This window comes from Campylobacter iguaniorum, assembly GCF_000736415.1.
Lineage (GTDB): Bacteria > Campylobacterota > Campylobacteria > Campylobacterales > Campylobacteraceae > Campylobacter > Campylobacter iguaniorum.
The window spans coordinates 1,618,922-1,637,996 of sequence record NZ_CP009043.1 but is presented as its reverse complement, the minus strand read 5'-3'; the positions used below and the strand labels follow the sequence as shown (position 1 = coordinate 1,637,996).

The following is a 19,075-nucleotide window of genomic DNA, read 5'->3' as shown; positions in this document are numbered from 1 at the left end:
ACGTCATTTTTGGCGTCAAATTAAATTTAACTAAATTTTTATAATTTTACTGCTATAATCACGAGTTAATAATAAAAAAAGGATATTCGTGAGTTCACTCTTTTTAGTTTTACAATTTATCTTAGCTGTTATCATAACTATAGCTATCTTACTTCAAAAAAGCTCTTCAATGGGTCTTGGCGCTTATAGCGGAAGCAATGAAAGCCTATTTGGTGCGAAAGGTCCAGCTGGATTTTTGGCTAAATTTACATTTATTGTAGGCTTACTTTTCATACTAAACACATTAGCACTTGGATATACATATAACCAAAGCCTAAGAAACTCTGTCGTAAATACAGATGAATTCAAACAAATGTCAGTAGCTCCAGCTCCAAGCGAAGCTCCAGCGGCACCTGTTGTCCCAGCGTCTCCAGCTAAATAATGCGGACACTGCTTCTACTTTGTGCATTTTTTACTTGGGTTTTTGCTGACGCGCACATCTTCATCTATCATAGATTTGATGATGCGAGGCACCCAAGTACAAGTATCTTATCGCAGGCTTTAAGAAATCAATTTAATTATTTCAAACAAAATGGATACAAAGTAGTAAAGCTTGATGAAATCATCAAAAAAGTAGAAGCAAAAGAAGAAGTTCCAGATAACTGGGTAGCTTTAAGTGTAGATGATAGCTATAAGAGTTTTTATGAAAATGGTTTGCCTATATTTAGAGAATTTGGCTATCCATTTACGCTTTTTATATATGTAGAAGCGTCACAAAAAGGCTATGGCGACTTTATGAGTTTTGAGCAGATAAAACGTAGCGCAGAATACGGCGACATCGCATATCATAGCTATTCTCATCCTCATATGACTCATCTTGAGCGTGAGGAGCTGCGTAGAGATTTTACGCTAGGCTTGGAAGTCTTTGAGGCAAATTTGGGCTTCAAACCAAAGTATTTCAGCTATCCGTATGGGGAATTTGATGAAAATGTAGCTAAGATAGCTGAGAGTTACGGCTTCAAAGCTATCTTCAACCAAAACTTGGGCGCAGTTTCTAAAGATAGCAATCTTAGCAGTTTAGATAGAATTGCTCTATTTAGTGATACAAATTTGAAGTCAAATTTAGCCAGCAAATATCTAAAAGCTGAGTTTATAGAGCCAAAAGTCTATCCAAAAGATGGAAATTTGGCTAAAATTATAGCTAGGATTGATACAAACTCAAGTAAAGTAAGCTTGTATATATCTGGGCTTGGAAGCAAAGAAGTAGAAGTAAAAAACGGCATTATAGAAGTAGATATAGACCAAAAAATAACAAAAGATAGAGTACGAATAATAATAAACGATAAGTTAAAAACCGCAACACAAATCATCACAAAGGACAAAAATGCTAAATGAAATTTATAATAACCAAAAAGCTTTGGGCGATAAGGCTCTAGAAGCTTTAAAACGTGATTTTGGCACACTTAGAACAGGCAAAGTCAATATAAACATAGTAGATCACATTTATGTCGATTACTATGGAAGTCAAACCCCACTAAACCAAGTAGCCACCGTGCTTGCAACTGACGCGAGTACGATTTCTATCACTCCTTGGGAAAAACCGATGCTAAAAACAATCACAGCTGCTATCCAAGCTGCAAATATCGGTGTAAACCCAAACAACGATGGCGAGAGTGTGAAGCTATTTTTCCCTCCTATGACAACTGAAGATAGACAAAAAAATGCTAAAGAAGCCAAATCAATGGGCGAAAAAGCAAAAGTCGCTATCAGAAACATCAGAAAAGACGCTAATGACGAAGTTAAAAAGATAGAAAAAGACAAACTAGCTAGCGAAGATGAGATCAAAAAGGGCTATGATGAAGTCCAAAAAATCACTGATGCGTATATAGTTAAAATTGACCAAGCAGTCAAAGAAAAAGAAGCAGAACTTTTAAAGGTTTGATATGAATTTAGAAGAAATTTACAAAGACGCTGGAGCGTATTTAAAGGGGCATTTTTTACTTAGTAGCGGAAATCACTCAGAGTATTATTTGCAAAGTGCAAAAGTGCTTGAAGATCCGATTTTAGCGGGTAAACTAGCTGATGAGCTCTACAGCGTGATACAAAAATCTGGCGTAGAGTTTGATAGCGTTTGCTCTCCTGCACTTGGCGGTATTTTGGCTGGTTATGAGCTAGCGCGCGCTGGCAAAAAACGCTTTATTTTCACTGAAAGAGTTGAAAAAGTGATGAGCTTAAGACGTGGATTTAGCGTAAGTAAAGGCGAGAAATTTATCGTTTGTGAAGACATCATTACAACTGGCGGCTCAGCACTAGAGAGCGCAAAAATCATAGAAGAGCTTGGCGGCGAAGTTGTAGCATTTGCAGCACTTGCAAACCGTGGATTTTGCTCACTTTATGGATTTGATAATGCTAGAAAAGATAGCTGTAAACTCCCACTAGATAAGCCACTTTTCGCACTTGGAAACTTTGAGTTTGAGATTTACACTCCTGATGAGTGTCCGCTTTGCAAAACAGGAAGCAAAGCCATAAAACCAGGAAGCCGCGGCAACTAATGCAAAAGCAAAAGGCGGTGCCATCATCTATCATCTCAAGGGTTAAGGCTTTTATAGTTGATATGTTTTTGATAGCTGCTCCGCTTTTGTACGTGACTACATATTTGATACTGGGTGGCAAGGACGATTTTTTGCATAATCAGCTTGCAATTTTATGCGTTTGGATAGTTTTCGGACTTATCCAAACTGCATTTTTCACTCGCCTTGCTCAAAGTCCAGGCTATCGCTCCCAAGAGATTTACGTCATTACTTTGAATGGCAAAAAGGCAAGTTTTTTGCTATATTTTCTTAGATATTTTTTCTTTATTACTACATTTATTTTTGGCGGTTCGTTTTTCTGCTTTTTTCGCAAAGACAGGCGAAACCTGCACGATCTGCTAAGTGGAACTATAAGCGTATCCAAAAAATAATCCACTAAAATCACTCACTTAAATAACTTGCTCCAAATTTAAAACAATTAAAATTTATTATTAAGAGTTTGTTTATCCTATTTAGGTTATAATCAAATAAAATTTTTAAAGGATAAGCAATGGCAAATGTAACTTTAGGTGGAAATCCAGTAACCTTAGAAGGTAACGAAATAAATGTGGGTCAAGTAGCTCCAGAAGTAGAAGTAGTAGGCAAAGATCTATCTACTTTCAAGGTTGGTGGAGCTAACGGCAAGTTTCAAATTTTACTAACAGTTCCGTCACTAGATACTGGAGTTTGTGCTACTGAAACAAGGAAATTCAACGAAAAAATGGCTGGCAAAAATGGCGTTAGTGTTAGCGTTATCTCTATGGATTTGCCATTTGCTATGGGAAGATTCTGTGCTACTGAAGGCATAGAAAACGTTCAAACAGGAAGCGACTTCAGGGCAGCTAAATTTGGTAAAGCTTATGGCGTTTTACTAAAAGATAGCGCTTTAGAGGGCCTGCTTGCAAGAGCTGTTTTCATAGTAAATGGCGATGGAATCGTAATCTATAAAGAGATAGTAAGCGAGATCAAAACTGAGCCAAATTATGATGCTATCAGCGCTGCAGTCCAAAGTCATGGTGGATGTGGTTGCGGATGTGGAATGCATTAAAATAACTAAATAAAACATAAAATTCTGATATAATTGCGAGATGAAAAATAGCAATTATATCTTTGGCGTGGCTATCACGCTTCTTGGCGGGATTTTATGGGGATTTAGTGGTGCGTGCGGTCAGTATCTATTTACGCAAAAAGGCGTTAGTGCTGACTGGCTTGTGCCATATCGTCTTTTGCTTTCTGGCATAATTCTGCTCTTAGTTTATATCTTCAAAAATCCAAAAATACTGTTTTTGCCTCTCAAAAATCCGCGAAATTTGCCAACTATACTTTTATATTCTTTGATTGGACTTATGCTTACACAGTATAGTTATTTTTATTCTATTGAGCTATCAAACGCTGCAGTTGCCACTGTCATTCAATACACTGCACCAGTTTTTATACTCATTGTTGCTTGTTTGCTCGAAAAGAGACTTCCATATATCAAAGAACTAATTGCTCTATTTTTAGCCATTGTGGGCGTGTTTTTCTTAGCGACGCATGGCGAGTTTGGTACTCTTGTCATCTCCAAAACAGCGCTTTTGTTTTGTCTTATAAGCGCGCTTAGCATTGTGGTTTATAACTTCGCACCAAAAAGACTAAACAAAGAATTCCCCATATCTCTCGTGCTTGGTTGGGGGCTTGTGATAGGTGGCGTGGTACTTAGCTTGTATATGAGAGTTTGGAGTTTGGAGGGCGTGAGCGATTTTGGTGGTTACCTAGCACTTGGTGGGATAATAGTCTTTGGGACGATTTTGGCTTTTAGCTTTTATATGACTGGAGTTGGCGTTATTGGACCAACAAGGGCTAGTCTTATCGCTGCTATTGAGCCAGCGAGCGCTGGATTTTTTAGTTATTTCTGGCTTGGAACTGAGTTTGCGTTTTTTGATTATTTTGGTTTTGGGCTGATTATGCTTTGTGTGTTTTTGCTATCAAAAAAGGATTAATATGGATTTATCTACCAAATTTAGACCAAAAAGCCTTGATGACATTGCTGGGCAAAAAGACGTAAAGCAGATCTTTGCTAAATTTATAGAGGCCAAAAAAATCCCACATAGCTTGTTTTTTGGGAGTGCAGGGTGCGGTAAAACGACCATGGCAAAAGTCGTTGCTAGTGAGATGAATTATGAGTTTTACGAGCTTGATGGCGCAAATCTCAAAAGCGATGATATAAGAAAAATCATAGCCAAATTTGAAGGAAGCTTGTATAAACCGCTTATTTTTATCGATGAGTTTCACAGACTTAGCAAAACTCAGCAAGAAATCTTACTCATCCCAATGGAGACAAATCAGTGTATCATCATGGGTGCGACGACCGAAAATCCTAAATTTGTAGTTAGCAGTGGCATAAGATCAAGAATGATGATTTTTGAGTTTATGCCTTTGAGCGATGATGATTTGTTAAATTTGCTTCAAAGAGTTCGTGGGAAGCTTAAATTTGAGATAGATGAAAATGCTAAAAACTATCTCATAAGCAGCAGTAGTGGCGATGCTAGAAGTATGTTAAATTTGCTTGATTTCGCACTAACGGTTGATAAAAGTGTTAGCTTAAAAACGCTCCAAATCCTAAGAAGCCAAAGGCAAAGCGAGGGAGCTAGTAGCAGCGACACTCACTATGAGCTAATCAGCGCAATGATAAAAAGCCTAAGAGGAAGCGATATAGACGCGAGTTTGTATTATTTAGCAAGGCTTATTGACGCTGGAGAAGAGCCTGGATTTTTGGCTAGAAGAATGGTGATACTAGCCAGTGAAGATATAGGCAATGCTAACCCAAATGCGCTAAATTTAGCTACTAACACAATGCAAGCTGTTAGTAAAATAGGTTATCCAGAAGCTAGGATTATACTTGCTCAGTGCGCTGTATATCTAGCTAGCTCACCCAAGTCAAACTCAAGCTATAATGCTATAAATTTAGCCTTAGATTTTGTGAGAAACCAAACTCCACTAAACGTGCCAAAATACCTTATAAACACAGATCCAGCTAAGAAAAACTATCTATATCCACATGATTTTGGTGGCTGGGTAAAGCAAGATTATATAAGCAAGGATTTGAAATTTTATGAAAGTAAGAAGATTGGATTTGAAAAAACTTTAGATGAATGGATAACAAAAATAAAAAGCTAACTAACAAAAAGTTAGTTAGCAAATCTCATTAGATCATTTCTACACCGCTACCAGAGCAAACTTCTCCGATAACATATCCATCGCATTTTGATAACACACTACTAACGTTTTGCTCAGGAACGACTAGTATCATTCCAACGCCACAGTTAAATGTCCTATCCATTTCGCTTTGCTCAACGCTTTTTGCGATGAGTTTAAATATCTCAGGAGTTTTGATAGCGCCTCTTTTTACTTTTGCACCAAGTCCAGCAGGGAATACTCTTGGCAAGTTTTCTACTATTCCACCGCCAGTGATGTGAGCAAGTGCGCTAATCTCACCTTTTAGCTTCAAAAATTCTTCTACATATATTCTAGTCGGGGTCAAAAGCACGTCTATGAGAGGTTTTCCACCAAAGTCGCTATCAAGGTCTAAACCTTGTTTTTTGATGACAGCGCGAGCTAGTGAGTAGCCATTTGAGTGCAGACCAGAGCTTGGCAAAGCGACCAAAACATCGCCAGCTTTTACAAATTTAGTCCTATCGATCTCATCTTCTTCGCCAATTCCTACAGCAAATCCAGCTAGATCAAAATCCCCAGCCTCATACATGCTTGGCATCTCTGCAGTTTCGCCGCCTATTAGAGCGCATTTTGCGATTTTACAGCCATCGCTTATGCCCTTTACGACCTTTTTGGCACTATCCACATCTAGTTTAGCAGTAGCGTAATAATCCAAGAAAAACATCGGAGTAGCAAAGTTACAAATCAGGTCATTGACGCACATTGCCACAAGGTCTTGACCTACGCTGTCAAGTTTGTTTGCATCAATAGCTAAGCGAAGTTTGGTTCCCACGCCATCAGTCGCAGCTAGAAGAGTTGGCTTTTTGTATCCACTTGGCAAGCGAAAAGCCCCGCTAAATGAGCCAATACCGCCGATGACATTGGGAGTTAGAGTCGATTTGACAAACGGCTTAATCCCCTCAACAAAGCTATTTCCAGCGTCTATATCCACACCTGCTTCTTTATAACTTATCATTTTTCTACCTTGATATAAATTTGGCTGATTTTACCAAATTTGGGCTTAGTTTTGTCTTTTTATGTTAAATAAAATCCAAATTTGATGATATAATACATTATTAAATTTAAGGAGAAACTATGGATTATCCAAAGGCAATCGGACCATATAGCGCTTATAGAGTTGCTGGAAATTTAGTATTTTGTAGCGGTCAAATTCCATTAGAGCCAAACACAGGCAAAATCGCAAAAGACATAAACGCTCAAGCTCATCAAGCTTTAAAAAACGTCGGCGGACTTCTAAAAGAAGTAGGGCTTAGCTATGAAAATGTAGTCAAAACAACTGTATTTTTAGCCGACATTGCTGATTTTAATGCAGTAAATGAGATTTACGGCGAATATTTCAAAGAGCCATATCCTGCAAGAAGCGCAGTAGCGGTAAAAGACCTACCAAAAGGCGTGAAAATCGAAGTCGAAGTCATAGCTAGCAAATAAGGATAAATTTGAACTACAAAAACGCTTATGTAATCACTGGAAATATCGGCTGTGGCAAAAGTACAGTATCAAATTTGCTTATGCTTCACGGTTTTAGCGTGATTGACGCTGATAAGATCGCTCACGAAATCCTAAACCAAAACGCCACAAATATCCAAAATCTATTTGGCAAAGAGTTTATCATAGGTGGTTTAGTCGATAGAAAGAGGCTTGGCGAACTCGTTTTTAACGACACTGCCAAGCTAAGAGAGCTTGAAAGCTTGCTTCATCCACAAATCAAAGCTGAGATTTTGGCAAAAGCAGCTAAATTTGAAGAGCTAAATTTCCCGTATTTTATAGATATTCCACTTTTTTACGAAAAAAATAGCTATGATGAGCTTACAAAAGTAGTTTTAGTTTACGCGCCAAATGATATTCTTTTGGAGCGGGTGATGAAGCGTGATGAACTCAGCCTAAACTCAGCCAAATCAAGGCTAGATAAACAAATGGATATAGAGCTAAAACGCCAAAAAGCTGATTTCATCATCGATAATAGCGGCGATCTCAAAAACCTAAACACCCAAATAGAAAGTCTCATAAAAACAATAAAGGAAAACAATGCAACTCTCAAAATATAATGCAAGCGGCAATGATTTTGTCATATTTCACACTTTCAAAAGCGAAGATAGAAGCCAGCTTGCCGTGAGCTTATGTGATAGATTTAACGGGGTTGGCGCTGATGGACTTATCGTTTTGGTGCCAGATAGCAATAGTGATTTTAAATGGGAGTTTTACAACAGCGACGGAAGTCACGCGGCCATGTGTGGCAATGGCTCAAGAGCGGCGGCACTTTATGCTTTTAAAAACGGACTGTGCAAAGATGAGTGTGAGTTTGTCACGGGAGCTGGAGTGATAAAGGCTAAAATAGAGCAAAACCTTGTCGAAGTGGCTCTCACAACACCCAAAAAACTAAGCGATGAGTTTAGTGAGCTTGGATTTGACTGGCATTTTTACGATACTGGCGTGCCTCATCTTGTGACTTTTGTAAATGATTTGTCTAAATTTGATTTACAAACATCAGCTACAATGAGAAAAAAATATAACGCAAATGTAAATTTTGCTAAACTTGAAAATGGAATTTTGAAAGTCAGAACCTTCGAGCGTGGAGTAGAAAACGAAACAAACGCTTGTGGCACAGGTATGGCAGCGTCATTTTATGCTGGATATAAAAGCCTTAAATTTGCTCCAAATTTAAAGGTAAATCCAAAAAGTGGCGAAGAGCTTTGGATGAGGTTTGAAGACGAAGTTATATATTTTAAAGGAATGGTAAAACACTGTTTTGATACGACTATTTATTAGCTTTATATTTGTGGTAAGCCTTGCATTTGGTGGCTTTCCGCAGAGTTATTACAGGCTAGATATAAAAGAGCAAAAAGCACAGTTTGCAACCACGATCGCTCGCTTAACGCAAAATGCAAACCAAAGCACAAGCCAAAAAAGGCAGTTTGCTCTAACCTACCTAAATTTCATATACAAACAATCTTTTAGAGATTTAGATTCGCAAAATTTATCCAGACTTTTACAAATCGCAAAAGAGTATAAGATAGTAAATTTGTTTGACGAAAACGAATACATCAAAAAGCTCTCAAACGTACCAATCTCGCTTGCTATCGCTCAAGGGGCAGTAGAGAGTGGCTGGGGAAAAAGCAGATTTGCCAAAGAAGCCAACAATATCTTTGGTCACTGGACTTGGGGTCAAAAAGGACTTGTCCCGCTAAACAGAGATGAGAACAAAACGCATAAAATCCGCATTTTTAACTCCTTGCAAGACTCAGTCGATGCCTACGTCTTAAATCTAAACTCACATCCAGCTTACGCAAGCTTCAGAGATGCAAGGCTAGAAAATGCTAAAAATGGCTTAAAATATGGTGGCTTAGAAGCGGCTCAAACTATGGAAAAATACTCTCAAATGGGTAGAATTTACGTCAAACAACTCGAAAAAACCATAAATCTATACGACTTAACCAAATTTGATGAAGATTAGTAACGCGAATTTGGAATAATACTTGCTTATATCCTTGCAAATTTAGTTTTTAATCAATAAAACTATTAAAGCTATCAAAAAGGATAAGACATGATGAGAGCACTTTGGTCTGGAGTAAGTGGACTTCAGGCACACCAAATCGCAATGGACGTTGAGGGCGATAACGTAGCAAATGTAAATACTATAGGTTATAAATACTCAAGAGTGAGTTTCGCTGACCTATTTAGTCAAACATCAAAGGTCGCTACTGCTCCACAAGGCAATCTTGGTGGTACAAACTCAATGCAAATCGGACTTGGAACAGAGATAAACGCAGTAACAAAAATATTTAAACAAGGTTCTATCCAAACCACAGAAAAAAACACCGACTTAGCCTTACAAGGCGATGGATTTTTTATCGTTTCTCCTGACGGCGGCAAGACCTACACTTATACAAGAAACGGCGATTTCTTGCGTGATTCACAAGGTAACTTTGTAGACCAAAACGGCTATATAGTCCAAGGCTGGATGAGAGATGAAAATACTGGGCTGATAGACGCTACTGGACCTATCAAAAATATCAAAATAGAGCCAGGACTAAGCACTCCAGCAAACGCTACAACAGAAGTAAATATCAAAGGAAACCTAAACTCAGGAGATGACATAGGAGAGCAAAAATCCCCTATCTACTCTCTTGATACTCACGCTGGCTGGACAGATCTAAATGGAAATAATATCAAAGAAGACAATGAAGTCCATAATGAAGACGATACTGGCGATAATGAATTTTATGTAGATAAAAATAAACAAAACAAGCTTTATGAGCGTGGCGTAGATCTTGGGGTTTTGTTTAACGATAGTGGCGAAGCCATAGGATTAAGAGAGGGTCAAGGTATGTGGGTCAGCTATAGCGATGCTAAAGCGACTTTGACACCAGCTGGACTAGCTGCTGGATCTGTTTTAAACATATCAATAAATGGCATTGAGATACCAGCTACTACAGTAAGCACTTTGAGCGATATGGTAGCAAAGATAAATACACTATCAGACAAAACTGGAGTAACTGCAAGTATCATAAATGGCAATCAAGTCCAACTAATCAATCAAAACAACACCGGCACAACCGATAGTATGAAAAATATCAAGATAGAAGCACTTGCGGATAATGATATTAATGGTTTGGAAACAAATGTAATCACTGCTTATAAATATACATATAGTGCTGTCGCTGGTGCAGCAAACCATAGCTATGACGATGCCGTAGCAAGGGTAGTACATAGCACAGAAGATCTAAGAGCTGCTATGCAAACAGATGCTAGAGAGTTTGTAAACTATACTGGCGAAGTAGTAGGAAATGATCCAATTGATTGGACTGCTGCGATACTTGGTGCTGATGGCAATGTACTTCCAGCTACTGGCACAGAGCATGGTAATGGTAGCATTCAAGAAAGAAATCTAAATGACGGCGTAGAAGTATCTGTAAATGACAAAGGTCAGTTTGTCATCAAAAACCCAGCTGGAGATGCTGCTTATGGAGAAAATGATAAGCATTTAACAGGAGATGGCACGACTTCTGCTGTAGATAGCCCAGATGCTACAACAAACGCAGCTGGCGTAGCAAACACTCCAGTAAATAATGATACATATACAAATGATTACAACATTACTTTAGCTATTACGGCATTTAGCGACGCAGCTGCAAACATAAACGAAAACACAAAACTAGCAAGCACATTTGGTGCGTTAGCTGGTGGGCTTAGCACTGGTACTGGCGAGAGGACTTCAGCTGGTATAAATATGGCAACTCACAGCTCTACAATCGAGATTTTTGATAGTCTTGGCTCAAAACACGAGCTTAAAATAGACTTCGCAAAGACTGGCTTCAGTGCTGAAAACGGAACTGACTGGTCTATGGTGATACAAGTCCCAGAACCAGCTAAAATCAACACAACCGAAGGTGAGCCGACAAACGTACTTACTGGAACCATTAGATTTGGACCTGATGGTAGCTTGATAGGTTTTAACCCTTCAACTCTAAATTTTACCGCAAATAACGGTAGCACCGCTGGACAAAACATCGAGTTTAACTTCGGTAAAAATGCGAATTTCGACGGACTTACAAGCTACGATAGTGCAAGCACCACAAGCGATATAAGTCAAGATGGCTACACTGGTGGAACGCTAAATGGTATCAAAGTCGATGAAAGTGGAACGATAATAGGCTCGTTTTCAAATGGTAGAAGCTTTGGTCTAGCTCAAGTTTCTGTGGCGAAATTTACTAATAACGAAGGCTTAGAGAGTGATGGCGGAAACCACTTCTTACAAACAGCAAACTCAGGCGCTCCAGTCATCGGAAGAGCTGGAACTGCTGGTAGGGGAAGCGTGAGTGCAAGTAGCCTTGAGATGAGTAATGTGGATCTCTCACGCTCGCTTACTCAGCTCATCATCGTCCAACGTGGCTATCAAGCAAACTCAAAAACAATAACCACAAGTGACCAAATGCTAAATACATTGCTTCAATTGAAACAATAAAATTTGCACAATAGCTAAATGACCTAAATGGTCATTTAGTGGTGCAAATTTGGGAATGTGGCCCACAAGAGACACAATAGCTAAATGACCTAAATGGTCATTTAGTGGTGCAAATTTGGGAATGTGGCCCGCAAGAGACACAATAGCTAAATTTAAAATCTAAATTTGCAAATATTTTATTTATCTACAACTATAAATCACATTTGCATTTAACTGTATATCTTCTTCTTTTAGTGCTGGAGCGACGCTAAGAGCTATGTTTGCAACGCTATCAGAGCTATAAGCAAAGTTGTGTTTGAGCAAATTTGAAATGCTTGGAGCGAAGAAATTTATATCTTTTATCTTGCAAATTTTTTGGCTAACTTCTGAGTAGTGCTTTTCGTATTTTATAGCGTTTTTGATAATCTCATCGTATAGATTTTCTTTTGAGCTTTGAAGTGATTCAGGAGCGAAGCTCGGACGGATCACTGCGGTAGAAACCGCAATAAATTCACTATTTGCTGCTATATTTTCAATCTCTTTGATTAGCTCATCGTAGATTTTTAACTCATCATTTTTGAAGCTACAAATAAGCTTTGCATCTAGTCTTTGACCGCTTAAGCTTTGTTTGCCATTTTCGTAAGAATAATTTGGCTCTATTGAGTAGCTTCCGCCTGTGCAAATGCCACTATTTTGGGCTTTTTGAGTGATTGTAGCAAAGCTATTTGCTATTTCTTGCTTGGTTTTTGTATCGAGATTGATTTGAGTGCTTAGAGCCTCTTTAGCACTAAATTTAGGCTCAGCGACAAAGAGATTTGGCATCATTTTGCTACTAGCGTCAAATTGCCTTGAAAAGGTCATTTCGTTGTTTTGGTCAAATACCTTTTGAGCTGTGATAAATTCGTTGAAAAACGCACCAGCAACGAACAAAAGCAAAAACGCTATTCCAGTCCCAAGACTTGTAAAAAAGCTTTTCATTGTAATCCTTTTGGTTAAATTTAGCGTATTTTACTCTAATAAAATGAATGTAAATTTAAATAAGGATTAATTTATATATAAGGTTTTTTGAGATATAATTCGCTTTTATTTTGGTGCGCCTCGGTAGCTCAGCTGGCTAGAGCGCTGGTCTCATAAGCCGGAGGTCGGGAGTTCGAGTCTCCCCCTAGGCACCATTTCTTCTATATTTAATCAAATAATCAATTCTTAAAAGCAATATCTTATAACTAGATTTTATAAGTAAATTTTGACTAAATTGGTTTGAATTTAGCAGTTCAAATTTAACTAAAGAATTTTATAGTTAAATATTAATTTTGAGAATATATGCTTAGATATTTTTCAAATGCGAATAATTTATTTCTATTATATCCGGTTAATTCTTTCAAAATACCAAGCTTTTCAAAATTACCAACCAATGAATTGGCAGTAGGTTTGCTAATCGACAATGGCTCAAGAATATCATTTATAGAAATAATTGGTTTTTGATATAAAAGCTCCATTAGTTTGCTGGCGTTTTGTGTTTTTTTTACCAAAATTTATTGTGAGTTGATTCATCTCTTGCTTTAAGCTTAAGATACTTTCAAAGGTCTTCACACCATTATTTGCTGTCATTGTGACTGCTTCTAGAAAAAACTTAATCCAATGATTTAAATCATTATTTGTTCTTACTTTTGTGAGGGCTTCATAGTAAACAGATTTATTTTGTTCTATAAAACTAGAAAGATACAAAGAAGGTTTTTTTAATAAACCATTGCTTACTAAATATAATGTGATAAGAAGTCTTCCTATGCGACCATTTCCGTCTAAAAATGGATGGATTGTTTCAAACTGATAGTGTGCTATAGCTATTTTTATAAGGTGTGGAACAAAAATATCTTCATTATGTAAGAACATTTCCCAATCATTCATCAATGGATTAACCTCATTATAATGAGGAGGAATAAAATATGCAGTAGTTAAGCTAGATCCCCCTATCCAGTTTTGGGATTGTCTAAACTCGCCTGGTTGTTTGGCTTCTACCCTTACGCTACTAAGAAGAATTTTGTGAATATTTTTGATAAGTCTTGTCGAGATTGGTAGTTTTTCTAGCTCTTTAATAGCGTGGTTCATAGCCTCTATATAGTTTCTAACCTCTTGCCAGTCATCTCTTTTTTCGGGATTTATCTGCTCTTTTGGTGTGAGTATTTCATCTATTTCGGTTTTAGTTCCTTCTATTTTACTAGAAGTGTTTGCTTCTTTTGTAATATGCATTTGTATAAAAATATCAATATTTGGTACTATCATTGTAAAGGCATTTAATTCGCCTAATGCTTTAGTAGCATTTTCTAACATAGTGTTGATTTGTGGGTCACTCCAAGTAAATGTATGATTAATTTTTTCTGGTAAAAAACTTTTATACTGATACTCTTGTTTGAGAATTCCAGATTTAAAATCTTTTATATCTATATTTGCAACCTTAGTTTTATGTGCTAAATTTAATTATTTTTTCATTATGTGATTTACGATATTCAATCCACTTGTTTCATACGCACTTCCAAAGCCTTTTACATATCTACCGTTTTTTAATATGAGTTTAAAAATGCAAAAATCACTGAGATTTTTGAGTATTTTAGGAGTTTCATCGGAGCTAAATTTGGCTATAAATTTATCAAATATAGCGTCTCTTTCATCAAAAATTTGCTCACAATCGCAGCTAAAACTAGCTCTTTTTCTATCAAATACACTACTAGCTTTGCACTCATCTTCTAAAAATATTATTGAAATTTGGTTTGGATAGTTGGTTAAATTTGCGTAGTGGCTCGCAAGCTTTGAAACACAGATATAAAAGCACTCCTCATTTCTAAGACAAGGAGCGTAGCTAGAATGCGTGGTTTTGCCATCAAAACTTGATATTACTAGGCTTGCAAAACCATCTATAAACTCTGTAAGTTCGTTATTTTTCAAGGTTATCCTTGTATTTGTGTCTCTTTGCGATTTTTGATTTTAGCAAAGACAAAAAGATAGATAAAGCCAAGCACTCCAGCAGTAAATGAAGCTAAAAGTATAGCTAGTTTGTCAGCGTGATAAAATGCGTTGCTATCATGATAGGCTAGAGAATCCACAAATAAGCTCATGGTAAATCCTATGCCAGTCAAGATACAAACTCCATAAAACTGCGTCCAGCTTGATCCTTCAGGTAGTTTGGCAAAGCCAAATTTGATAAACAAATAGCTAAATATAAATACGCCAACTTGCTTGCCTATAAATAATCCAAAGAAAATGCCAAGTCCGACTGAGTTTAGAAGCTGCTCGAAATACACCCCGTGAAGTGGAACCCCAGCATTGACAAAGGCAAAAACAGGAAGTATAAAATAGCTTGTGATGCCGTGCCAGTCGTGTTCTAGCTCTTCAAGCAGGTTTTTGCCGCTTTTGTCTTTCATAGGGATGAAAAACGCCGCCACGACCCCAGCAATAGTCGCATGGACGCCGCTTTTTAGCACGCTTACCCAAAGTATTATGGTAACTAGTATGTAAAATGATTTTTTAGATACGCCGTAGTGGTTGAAAACTGCTAGCACAGCGATACAAGCTCCAGCTATCGCAAAAGAGATCATAGAGAGCTGGGTGGTGTAAAAAATCGCGATGATTACGATAGCACAAAGGTCATCAATGATAGCAAGGGTTAGCAAAAATATCTTTAGGCTTGATGGAACCTTTTTGCCAAGAAGCAGCAAAACGCCAAGCGCGAAGGCTATATCAGTCGCAGTCGGGATCGCCCAGCCACGTATGGCAAAGTCATCAGCGTGATTAAAAAACCAAAAAATTACCGCTGGAGCGATAACTCCACCAAGAGCGCCGATGATAGGAAGTGCGACTTGAGATGGTTTTGATAGTTCGCCTTGGACGATTTCTCTTTTTAGCTCAAGTCCAACGACAAAGAAAAATATTGCCATAAGTCCATCATTTACCCACAAAATAAGTGGTTTTGACAGAGCATATCCGTCTTGAAAGCCGATTGTAAACTCAGCTCTTAAAATCTCTGTATAAAAGCTACTCATACCGCCATTTTGAGCAATGAGTGCTAAAATCGTTGCGATGATAAGCAAAACTCCTGCGAATGATTCGTGTTTTACGAAGTTCAAAATCAAGTGCATCTATGTTTCTCCTAATCTAATTATAAATTTCTTTTACTAAAAGTTGCGGTGTGATAAGCCCACGAAATGAGTTTTTGGCTACAGATAAGAGCATATCTATGCTATCTCCGACTTTTGGAGCGTGATCGTAGTTGAAAAATATGGCTTCATAAGATTTATTATCTTTTTGAAGTATGAGTTTTAAATGGCTCTCTTCTTTGCCTATAAATTTAAGGTTTTTCACTCTGGCGTTTTTTAGCTCAAAAAGTGGTCTTGGGTTTTTTTGACCATAAGGCTCGAAATACTCCAAAATCTCCAAAAGCTCGTAATCTATGGCGTTGTGATCGATCTCGCCAAGTATTTCGTCATTGCCGCTAAAATCATATAAATCTTGCAAAAAGCAAGAGTTATTGACGGCGTGTTTGAACTCTTCAAGCTTGCTAGTTTCTATGACAAGCCCAGCTGCTCCCTTGTGTCCGCCAAATCCACAAAGCAGATTTTCTTGACTGGCAATAAGAGCTAAAATGTCAAATTTACCCACGCTTCTAGCGCTTCCTTTGGCTCTGCAACCATCTATGCTAAAGACAATGGCTGGTTTTTTGTAGCGTTTGGCAAGGCGACTTGCTACTATGCCTATGACGCCCTCATGCCACTCATTGCCCCATGCGATTATGATTTCGTCGTTGTCGCTGACGTCTTTTATGGAGCTTTCAAAGAGTGCTTTTTCCTCTTCTTTTCTGGAGTTGTTGAACCCAGTTATCATATCAAGGCAGTCTTTTGCCTCATCTACAGATTTGCTTCTTAAAAATTTATAAGATATAGTTGCGTCGTCCATTCTGCCAGCTGAGTTGATAAGTGGAGCTATAAGAAAGCTTATATCATCAAACTCAAATTTATCTTTTGCGTAATAATCTTTTATCGCTTCAAAACAGGCTCTTTTGCTTGAGTTTAGCTTTGTGATCCCAAGCCTTACTAAAATACGGTTCAAATCCCTTAATTCCATCATATCGGCTATGATAGCAAGCGCTAAAAGGTCTAAAAATTTACCCATATCGTAGTTTTTGAGATTGCAAACTTCTTTTAGGGCTCCTACTAAATACCAAGCCACTTGAGCGCCACAAATTTCGATATTTGGAAAGGTGCATTCTGGTTGTTTTGGATTGATTATAGCGTAGGCTTTTGGTAGTACGGGTGGTGGCATATGGTGATCTGTGATGATGAGATCGATGCCTTTTTGTAGGCAAATTTCAGCTGCGTCATTCGCGCTTATGCCATTATCGACTGTTATGATTAGACTTACATTTTCAAGCTCACTTATGATGTCTGCATTTAGCCCATAACCGTCTTTAAAGCGGTTTGGGATACGGATGATAAAATCAGCACTAATATCAGTAAAAAACTCCGCCATAATAGCAGTACTTACCACGCCATCGACGTCATAGTCGCCTACGACCGCTATGAGTTCGTTGTTTTGGATAGCGGTTTTTATACGGTTAGCAGCTTTATAAGTGTCTTTTAATTCGCATGGAAGAGGAATTTCTGAGAGTTTTTTATGTAAGTCATTGCTAAATCTTTGGCTCAGAATTTCCTTTATTTCATTCTTATCTAACATTTTTGTTGTCTATTCCAGCTTTTATAAAGCCTAAAATCGCTGGATTTGGTTTGGTTAGACGAGATGTGAATTCTGGGTGGAATTGCACTCCAAGGAAAAATGGATGTCCTTTTAGCTCTACTGCTTCGATCAGCCCATCGCTCTCGCCACATACGATTAGCCCGTTTGTCTCAAACTGCTCTCTATAAGCTGGATTGGCTTCATATCTGTGGCGGTGGCGTTCTTTTATGGTTTTTGCGCCACCATAGACTTTGCTAAGAAGTGAGCCATCAAGAATGTTGCATTTGTAGCTTCCAAGACGCATTGTGCCACCAAGTGGGCTTTTGTGGGTGCGGAGTTGTTTTTTGCCGCTTGCATCGATGAAGCTGTCGATTAGATAGATTATAGGATTTTTGCAATCTTCTTTGAACTCAACTGAATTTGCATCTTCTAAATTTAATACATTTCTAGCAAATTCAATTAAGCTTAACTGCATTCCAAGGCAGATACCAAGGTATGGGATTTTATTAATTCTAGCGTATTTTATGGCTTGCATTTTGCCCTCGACGCCTCTACTTCCAAATCCACCAGCTACAAGTATGGCATCGACGTCTTTTAGGGTTTCTTCGACGTTGTTTTCGTCGATTTTTTCACTATCGCACCATTTTAAATTTACTCTAGCGTCTAAATTTGCCCCTGCGTGGATAATGCTTTCAGTTAAGCTCTTATAGCTCTCTTTTAGATCGACGTATTTGCCGACAAATGCGATTGTCACGCTATCGCTTGGAGCGATAACTCTTTTTACTAGATTATCCCAGTTTTGCATATCTGGTTTAAGCTCGCCAAGCTCTAAAGCATCAGCTATTGGGGTCAAAATATCTTGTTTTAAGAAGCTTAGTGGGACTTGATATATGCTTTGAAGGTCTGGGCTTTCGATGACACAGTTTCTCTCTACGCCACAGCTCGCTGCGATTTTGTCTTTTAGTTCACGGTTTAGTGGCATTTCTGAGCGGCAGATTATCATATCTGGGCTAATACCGATGCGTCTTAGCTCGCCGACACTGTGTTGGGTTGGTTTGGTTTTTAGCTCACCAGCGACTTTGATATATGGCACAAGAGTTAGGTGGATAAACATACCGTTTTTCTTGCCAACTTCACTTCTTAGAGCGCGAATCGCCTCCAAAAATGGAAGTCCTTCGATATCTCCGACTGTCCCGCCGATCTCGACTATAAGGATATCTTTGCCCTCTCCGGCTTTTTTGATGCGTCCCACTATCTCGCCGACGATGTGCGGAATGACTTGGATTGTTTTGCCAAGGTAGTCGCCACGGCGTTCTTTTTCTATGACTGAGCTATAGACTCTACCTGTCGTGAAGTTGTTTCTTTGGCTTAGGCTCTCGTCCAAAAATCTCTCATAATGCCCCAAATCAAGGTCTGTCTCAGCGCCGTCATCAGTGACGAAAACTTCGCCATGCTCAAGCGGACTCATTGTGCCAGGATCTACGTTTATGTATGGATCGGCTTTAAGTATGCTAACCTTTAAACCTACGTTTTTTAGCAAAGTTGCGATGCTAGCGGCTGCTATGCCCTTGCCAAGGCTAGAAAGCACACCACCAGTGACAAAAATATACTTAGTTTCTTTAAATTTAGACATTATTTTATCCTATTAATT

General features: G+C 38.2%; 21 protein-coding genes and 1 tRNA gene. 14 read left to right on the top strand and 8 right to left on the bottom strand.

Annotation, left to right across the window (positions count from 1 at the left end; genetic code table 11):
* Window positions 1–88 precede the first annotated feature (88 nt).
* From secG to CIG1485E_RS08275, 8 genes are all read left to right on the top strand, one after another.
* Entirely contained in the window at window positions 89–421 is a 333-nt protein-coding gene (gene secG / locus CIG1485E_RS08310) for a preprotein translocase subunit SecG (protein WP_038455374.1), read from the top strand.
* Window positions 421–1,374 carry a polysaccharide deacetylase family protein gene (locus CIG1485E_RS08305; RefSeq protein WP_038455372.1) on the top strand — a complete coding sequence of 318 codons (954 nt, stop codon included), beginning with the start codon at window positions 421–423 and terminating at the stop codon, window positions 1,372–1,374. Before secG ends, CIG1485E_RS08305 begins: the two co-directional genes overlap by 1 nt.
* A complete protein-coding gene (gene frr, locus CIG1485E_RS08300; protein ID WP_038455370.1) occupies window positions 1,364–1,921 on the top strand; it encodes a ribosome recycling factor in 558 nt (185 codons plus the stop codon). Before CIG1485E_RS08305 ends, frr begins: the two co-directional genes overlap by 11 nt.
* A 1-nt stretch (window position 1,922) precedes the next feature.
* A complete protein-coding gene (gene pyrE, locus CIG1485E_RS08295; RefSeq protein ID WP_038455368.1) occupies window positions 1,923–2,531 on the top strand; it encodes an orotate phosphoribosyltransferase in 609 nt (202 codons plus the stop codon).
* A complete protein-coding gene (locus tag CIG1485E_RS08290) occupies window positions 2,531–2,941 on the top strand; it encodes an RDD family protein (protein ID WP_038455366.1) in 411 nt (136 codons plus the stop codon). The genes pyrE and CIG1485E_RS08290 overlap by 1 nt, the downstream gene beginning before the upstream one ends.
* 119 nt (window positions 2,942–3,060) lie before the next feature.
* Window positions 3,061–3,597: a thiol peroxidase gene (gene tpx, locus CIG1485E_RS08285; RefSeq protein WP_038455364.1), complete on the top strand. Its 537-nt coding sequence runs from the start codon at window positions 3,061–3,063 to the stop codon at window positions 3,595–3,597.
* 40 nt (window positions 3,598–3,637) lie between these two features.
* Entirely contained in the window at window positions 3,638–4,528 is an 891-nt protein-coding gene (locus CIG1485E_RS08280) for a DMT family transporter (RefSeq protein ID WP_038455362.1), read from the top strand.
* 1 nt (window position 4,529) lies between these two features.
* A complete protein-coding gene (locus tag CIG1485E_RS08275; protein ID WP_038455360.1) occupies window positions 4,530–5,705 on the top strand; it encodes a replication-associated recombination protein A in 1,176 nt (391 codons plus the stop codon).
* Between the two features lie 28 nt (window positions 5,706–5,733).
* On the opposite strand, the gene purM is transcribed toward CIG1485E_RS08275, so the two are convergent.
* Window positions 5,734–6,717: a phosphoribosylformylglycinamidine cyclo-ligase gene (purM, locus tag CIG1485E_RS08270; RefSeq protein WP_038455358.1), complete on the bottom strand. Its 984-nt coding sequence runs from the start codon at window positions 6,715–6,717 to the stop codon at window positions 5,734–5,736.
* 119 nt (window positions 6,718–6,836) lie between these two features.
* On the opposite strand from purM, the gene CIG1485E_RS08265 reads away from it, so the two are divergent.
* From CIG1485E_RS08265 to CIG1485E_RS08245, 5 genes are all read left to right on the top strand, one after another.
* Window positions 6,837–7,190, top strand: a complete 354-nt coding sequence (locus CIG1485E_RS08265) for a RidA family protein (protein ID WP_038455356.1) — start codon at window positions 6,837–6,839, stop codon at window positions 7,188–7,190.
* An 8-nt stretch (window positions 7,191–7,198) separates the two neighbouring features.
* A complete protein-coding gene (gene coaE, locus CIG1485E_RS08260; RefSeq protein ID WP_038455354.1) occupies window positions 7,199–7,807 on the top strand; it encodes a dephospho-CoA kinase in 609 nt (202 codons plus the stop codon).
* The gene (gene dapF / locus CIG1485E_RS08255; protein ID WP_038455352.1) at window positions 7,788–8,528 is read left to right on the top strand and encodes a diaminopimelate epimerase; all 741 of its coding nucleotides are present in this window, start codon (window positions 7,788–7,790) and stop codon (window positions 8,526–8,528) included. The genes coaE and dapF overlap by 20 nt, the downstream gene beginning before the upstream one ends.
* Entirely contained in the window at window positions 8,509–9,213 is a 705-nt protein-coding gene (locus tag CIG1485E_RS08250; RefSeq protein WP_235183851.1) for a glucosaminidase domain-containing protein, read from the top strand. The genes dapF and CIG1485E_RS08250 overlap by 20 nt, the downstream gene beginning before the upstream one ends.
* 90 nt (window positions 9,214–9,303) lie before the next feature.
* Complete coding sequence (locus tag CIG1485E_RS08245; RefSeq protein ID WP_038455350.1) at window positions 9,304–11,724, top strand: flagellar hook-basal body complex protein; 2,421 nt, start codon at window positions 9,304–9,306, stop codon at window positions 11,722–11,724.
* 180 nt (window positions 11,725–11,904) lie between these two features.
* On the opposite strand, the gene CIG1485E_RS08240 is transcribed toward CIG1485E_RS08245, so the two are convergent.
* Window positions 11,905–12,681 (bottom strand): hypothetical protein, encoded by a 777-nt coding sequence (locus CIG1485E_RS08240; protein ID WP_038455348.1) that lies wholly within the window; start codon window positions 12,679–12,681, stop codon window positions 11,905–11,907.
* Window positions 12,682–12,798: 117 nt separating this feature from the next.
* On the opposite strand from CIG1485E_RS08240, the gene CIG1485E_RS08235 reads away from it, so the two are divergent.
* Window positions 12,799–12,875: transfer RNA gene (locus tag CIG1485E_RS08235), tRNA-Met, on the top strand.
* A 132-nt stretch (window positions 12,876–13,007) separates the two neighbouring features.
* Here CIG1485E_RS08235 and CIG1485E_RS09740 read toward each other — a convergent pair.
* The 6 genes from CIG1485E_RS09740 to CIG1485E_RS08210 form a co-directional block, all read right to left on the bottom strand.
* On the bottom strand, window positions 13,008–13,199 hold the full coding sequence (locus CIG1485E_RS09740; protein WP_200876036.1) for a hypothetical protein: 192 nt from the start codon (window positions 13,197–13,199) through the stop codon (window positions 13,008–13,010).
* Window positions 13,159–14,031 (bottom strand): Fic family protein, encoded by an 873-nt coding sequence (locus CIG1485E_RS08230; RefSeq protein WP_200876035.1) that lies wholly within the window; start codon window positions 14,029–14,031, stop codon window positions 13,159–13,161. Before CIG1485E_RS08230 ends, CIG1485E_RS09740 begins: the two co-directional genes overlap by 41 nt.
* A 147-nt stretch (window positions 14,032–14,178) precedes the next feature.
* Entirely contained in the window at window positions 14,179–14,643 is a 465-nt protein-coding gene (locus tag CIG1485E_RS08225; RefSeq protein ID WP_081867156.1) for a hypothetical protein, read from the bottom strand.
* 2 nt (window positions 14,644–14,645) lie between these two features.
* Window positions 14,646–15,833 carry a Na+/H+ antiporter NhaA gene (gene nhaA, locus CIG1485E_RS08220; protein ID WP_038455343.1) on the bottom strand — a complete coding sequence of 396 codons (1,188 nt, stop codon included), beginning with the start codon at window positions 15,831–15,833 and terminating at the stop codon, window positions 14,646–14,648.
* 16 nt (window positions 15,834–15,849) lie between these two features.
* Window positions 15,850–17,424 (bottom strand): single-stranded-DNA-specific exonuclease RecJ, encoded by a 1,575-nt coding sequence (gene recJ / locus CIG1485E_RS08215; RefSeq protein ID WP_038455730.1) that lies wholly within the window; start codon window positions 17,422–17,424, stop codon window positions 15,850–15,852.
* Window positions 17,414–19,057 (bottom strand): CTP synthase, encoded by a 1,644-nt coding sequence (locus CIG1485E_RS08210; protein WP_038455341.1) that lies wholly within the window; start codon window positions 19,055–19,057, stop codon window positions 17,414–17,416. Before CIG1485E_RS08210 ends, recJ begins: the two co-directional genes overlap by 11 nt.
* Window positions 19,058–19,075 lie beyond the last annotated feature (18 nt).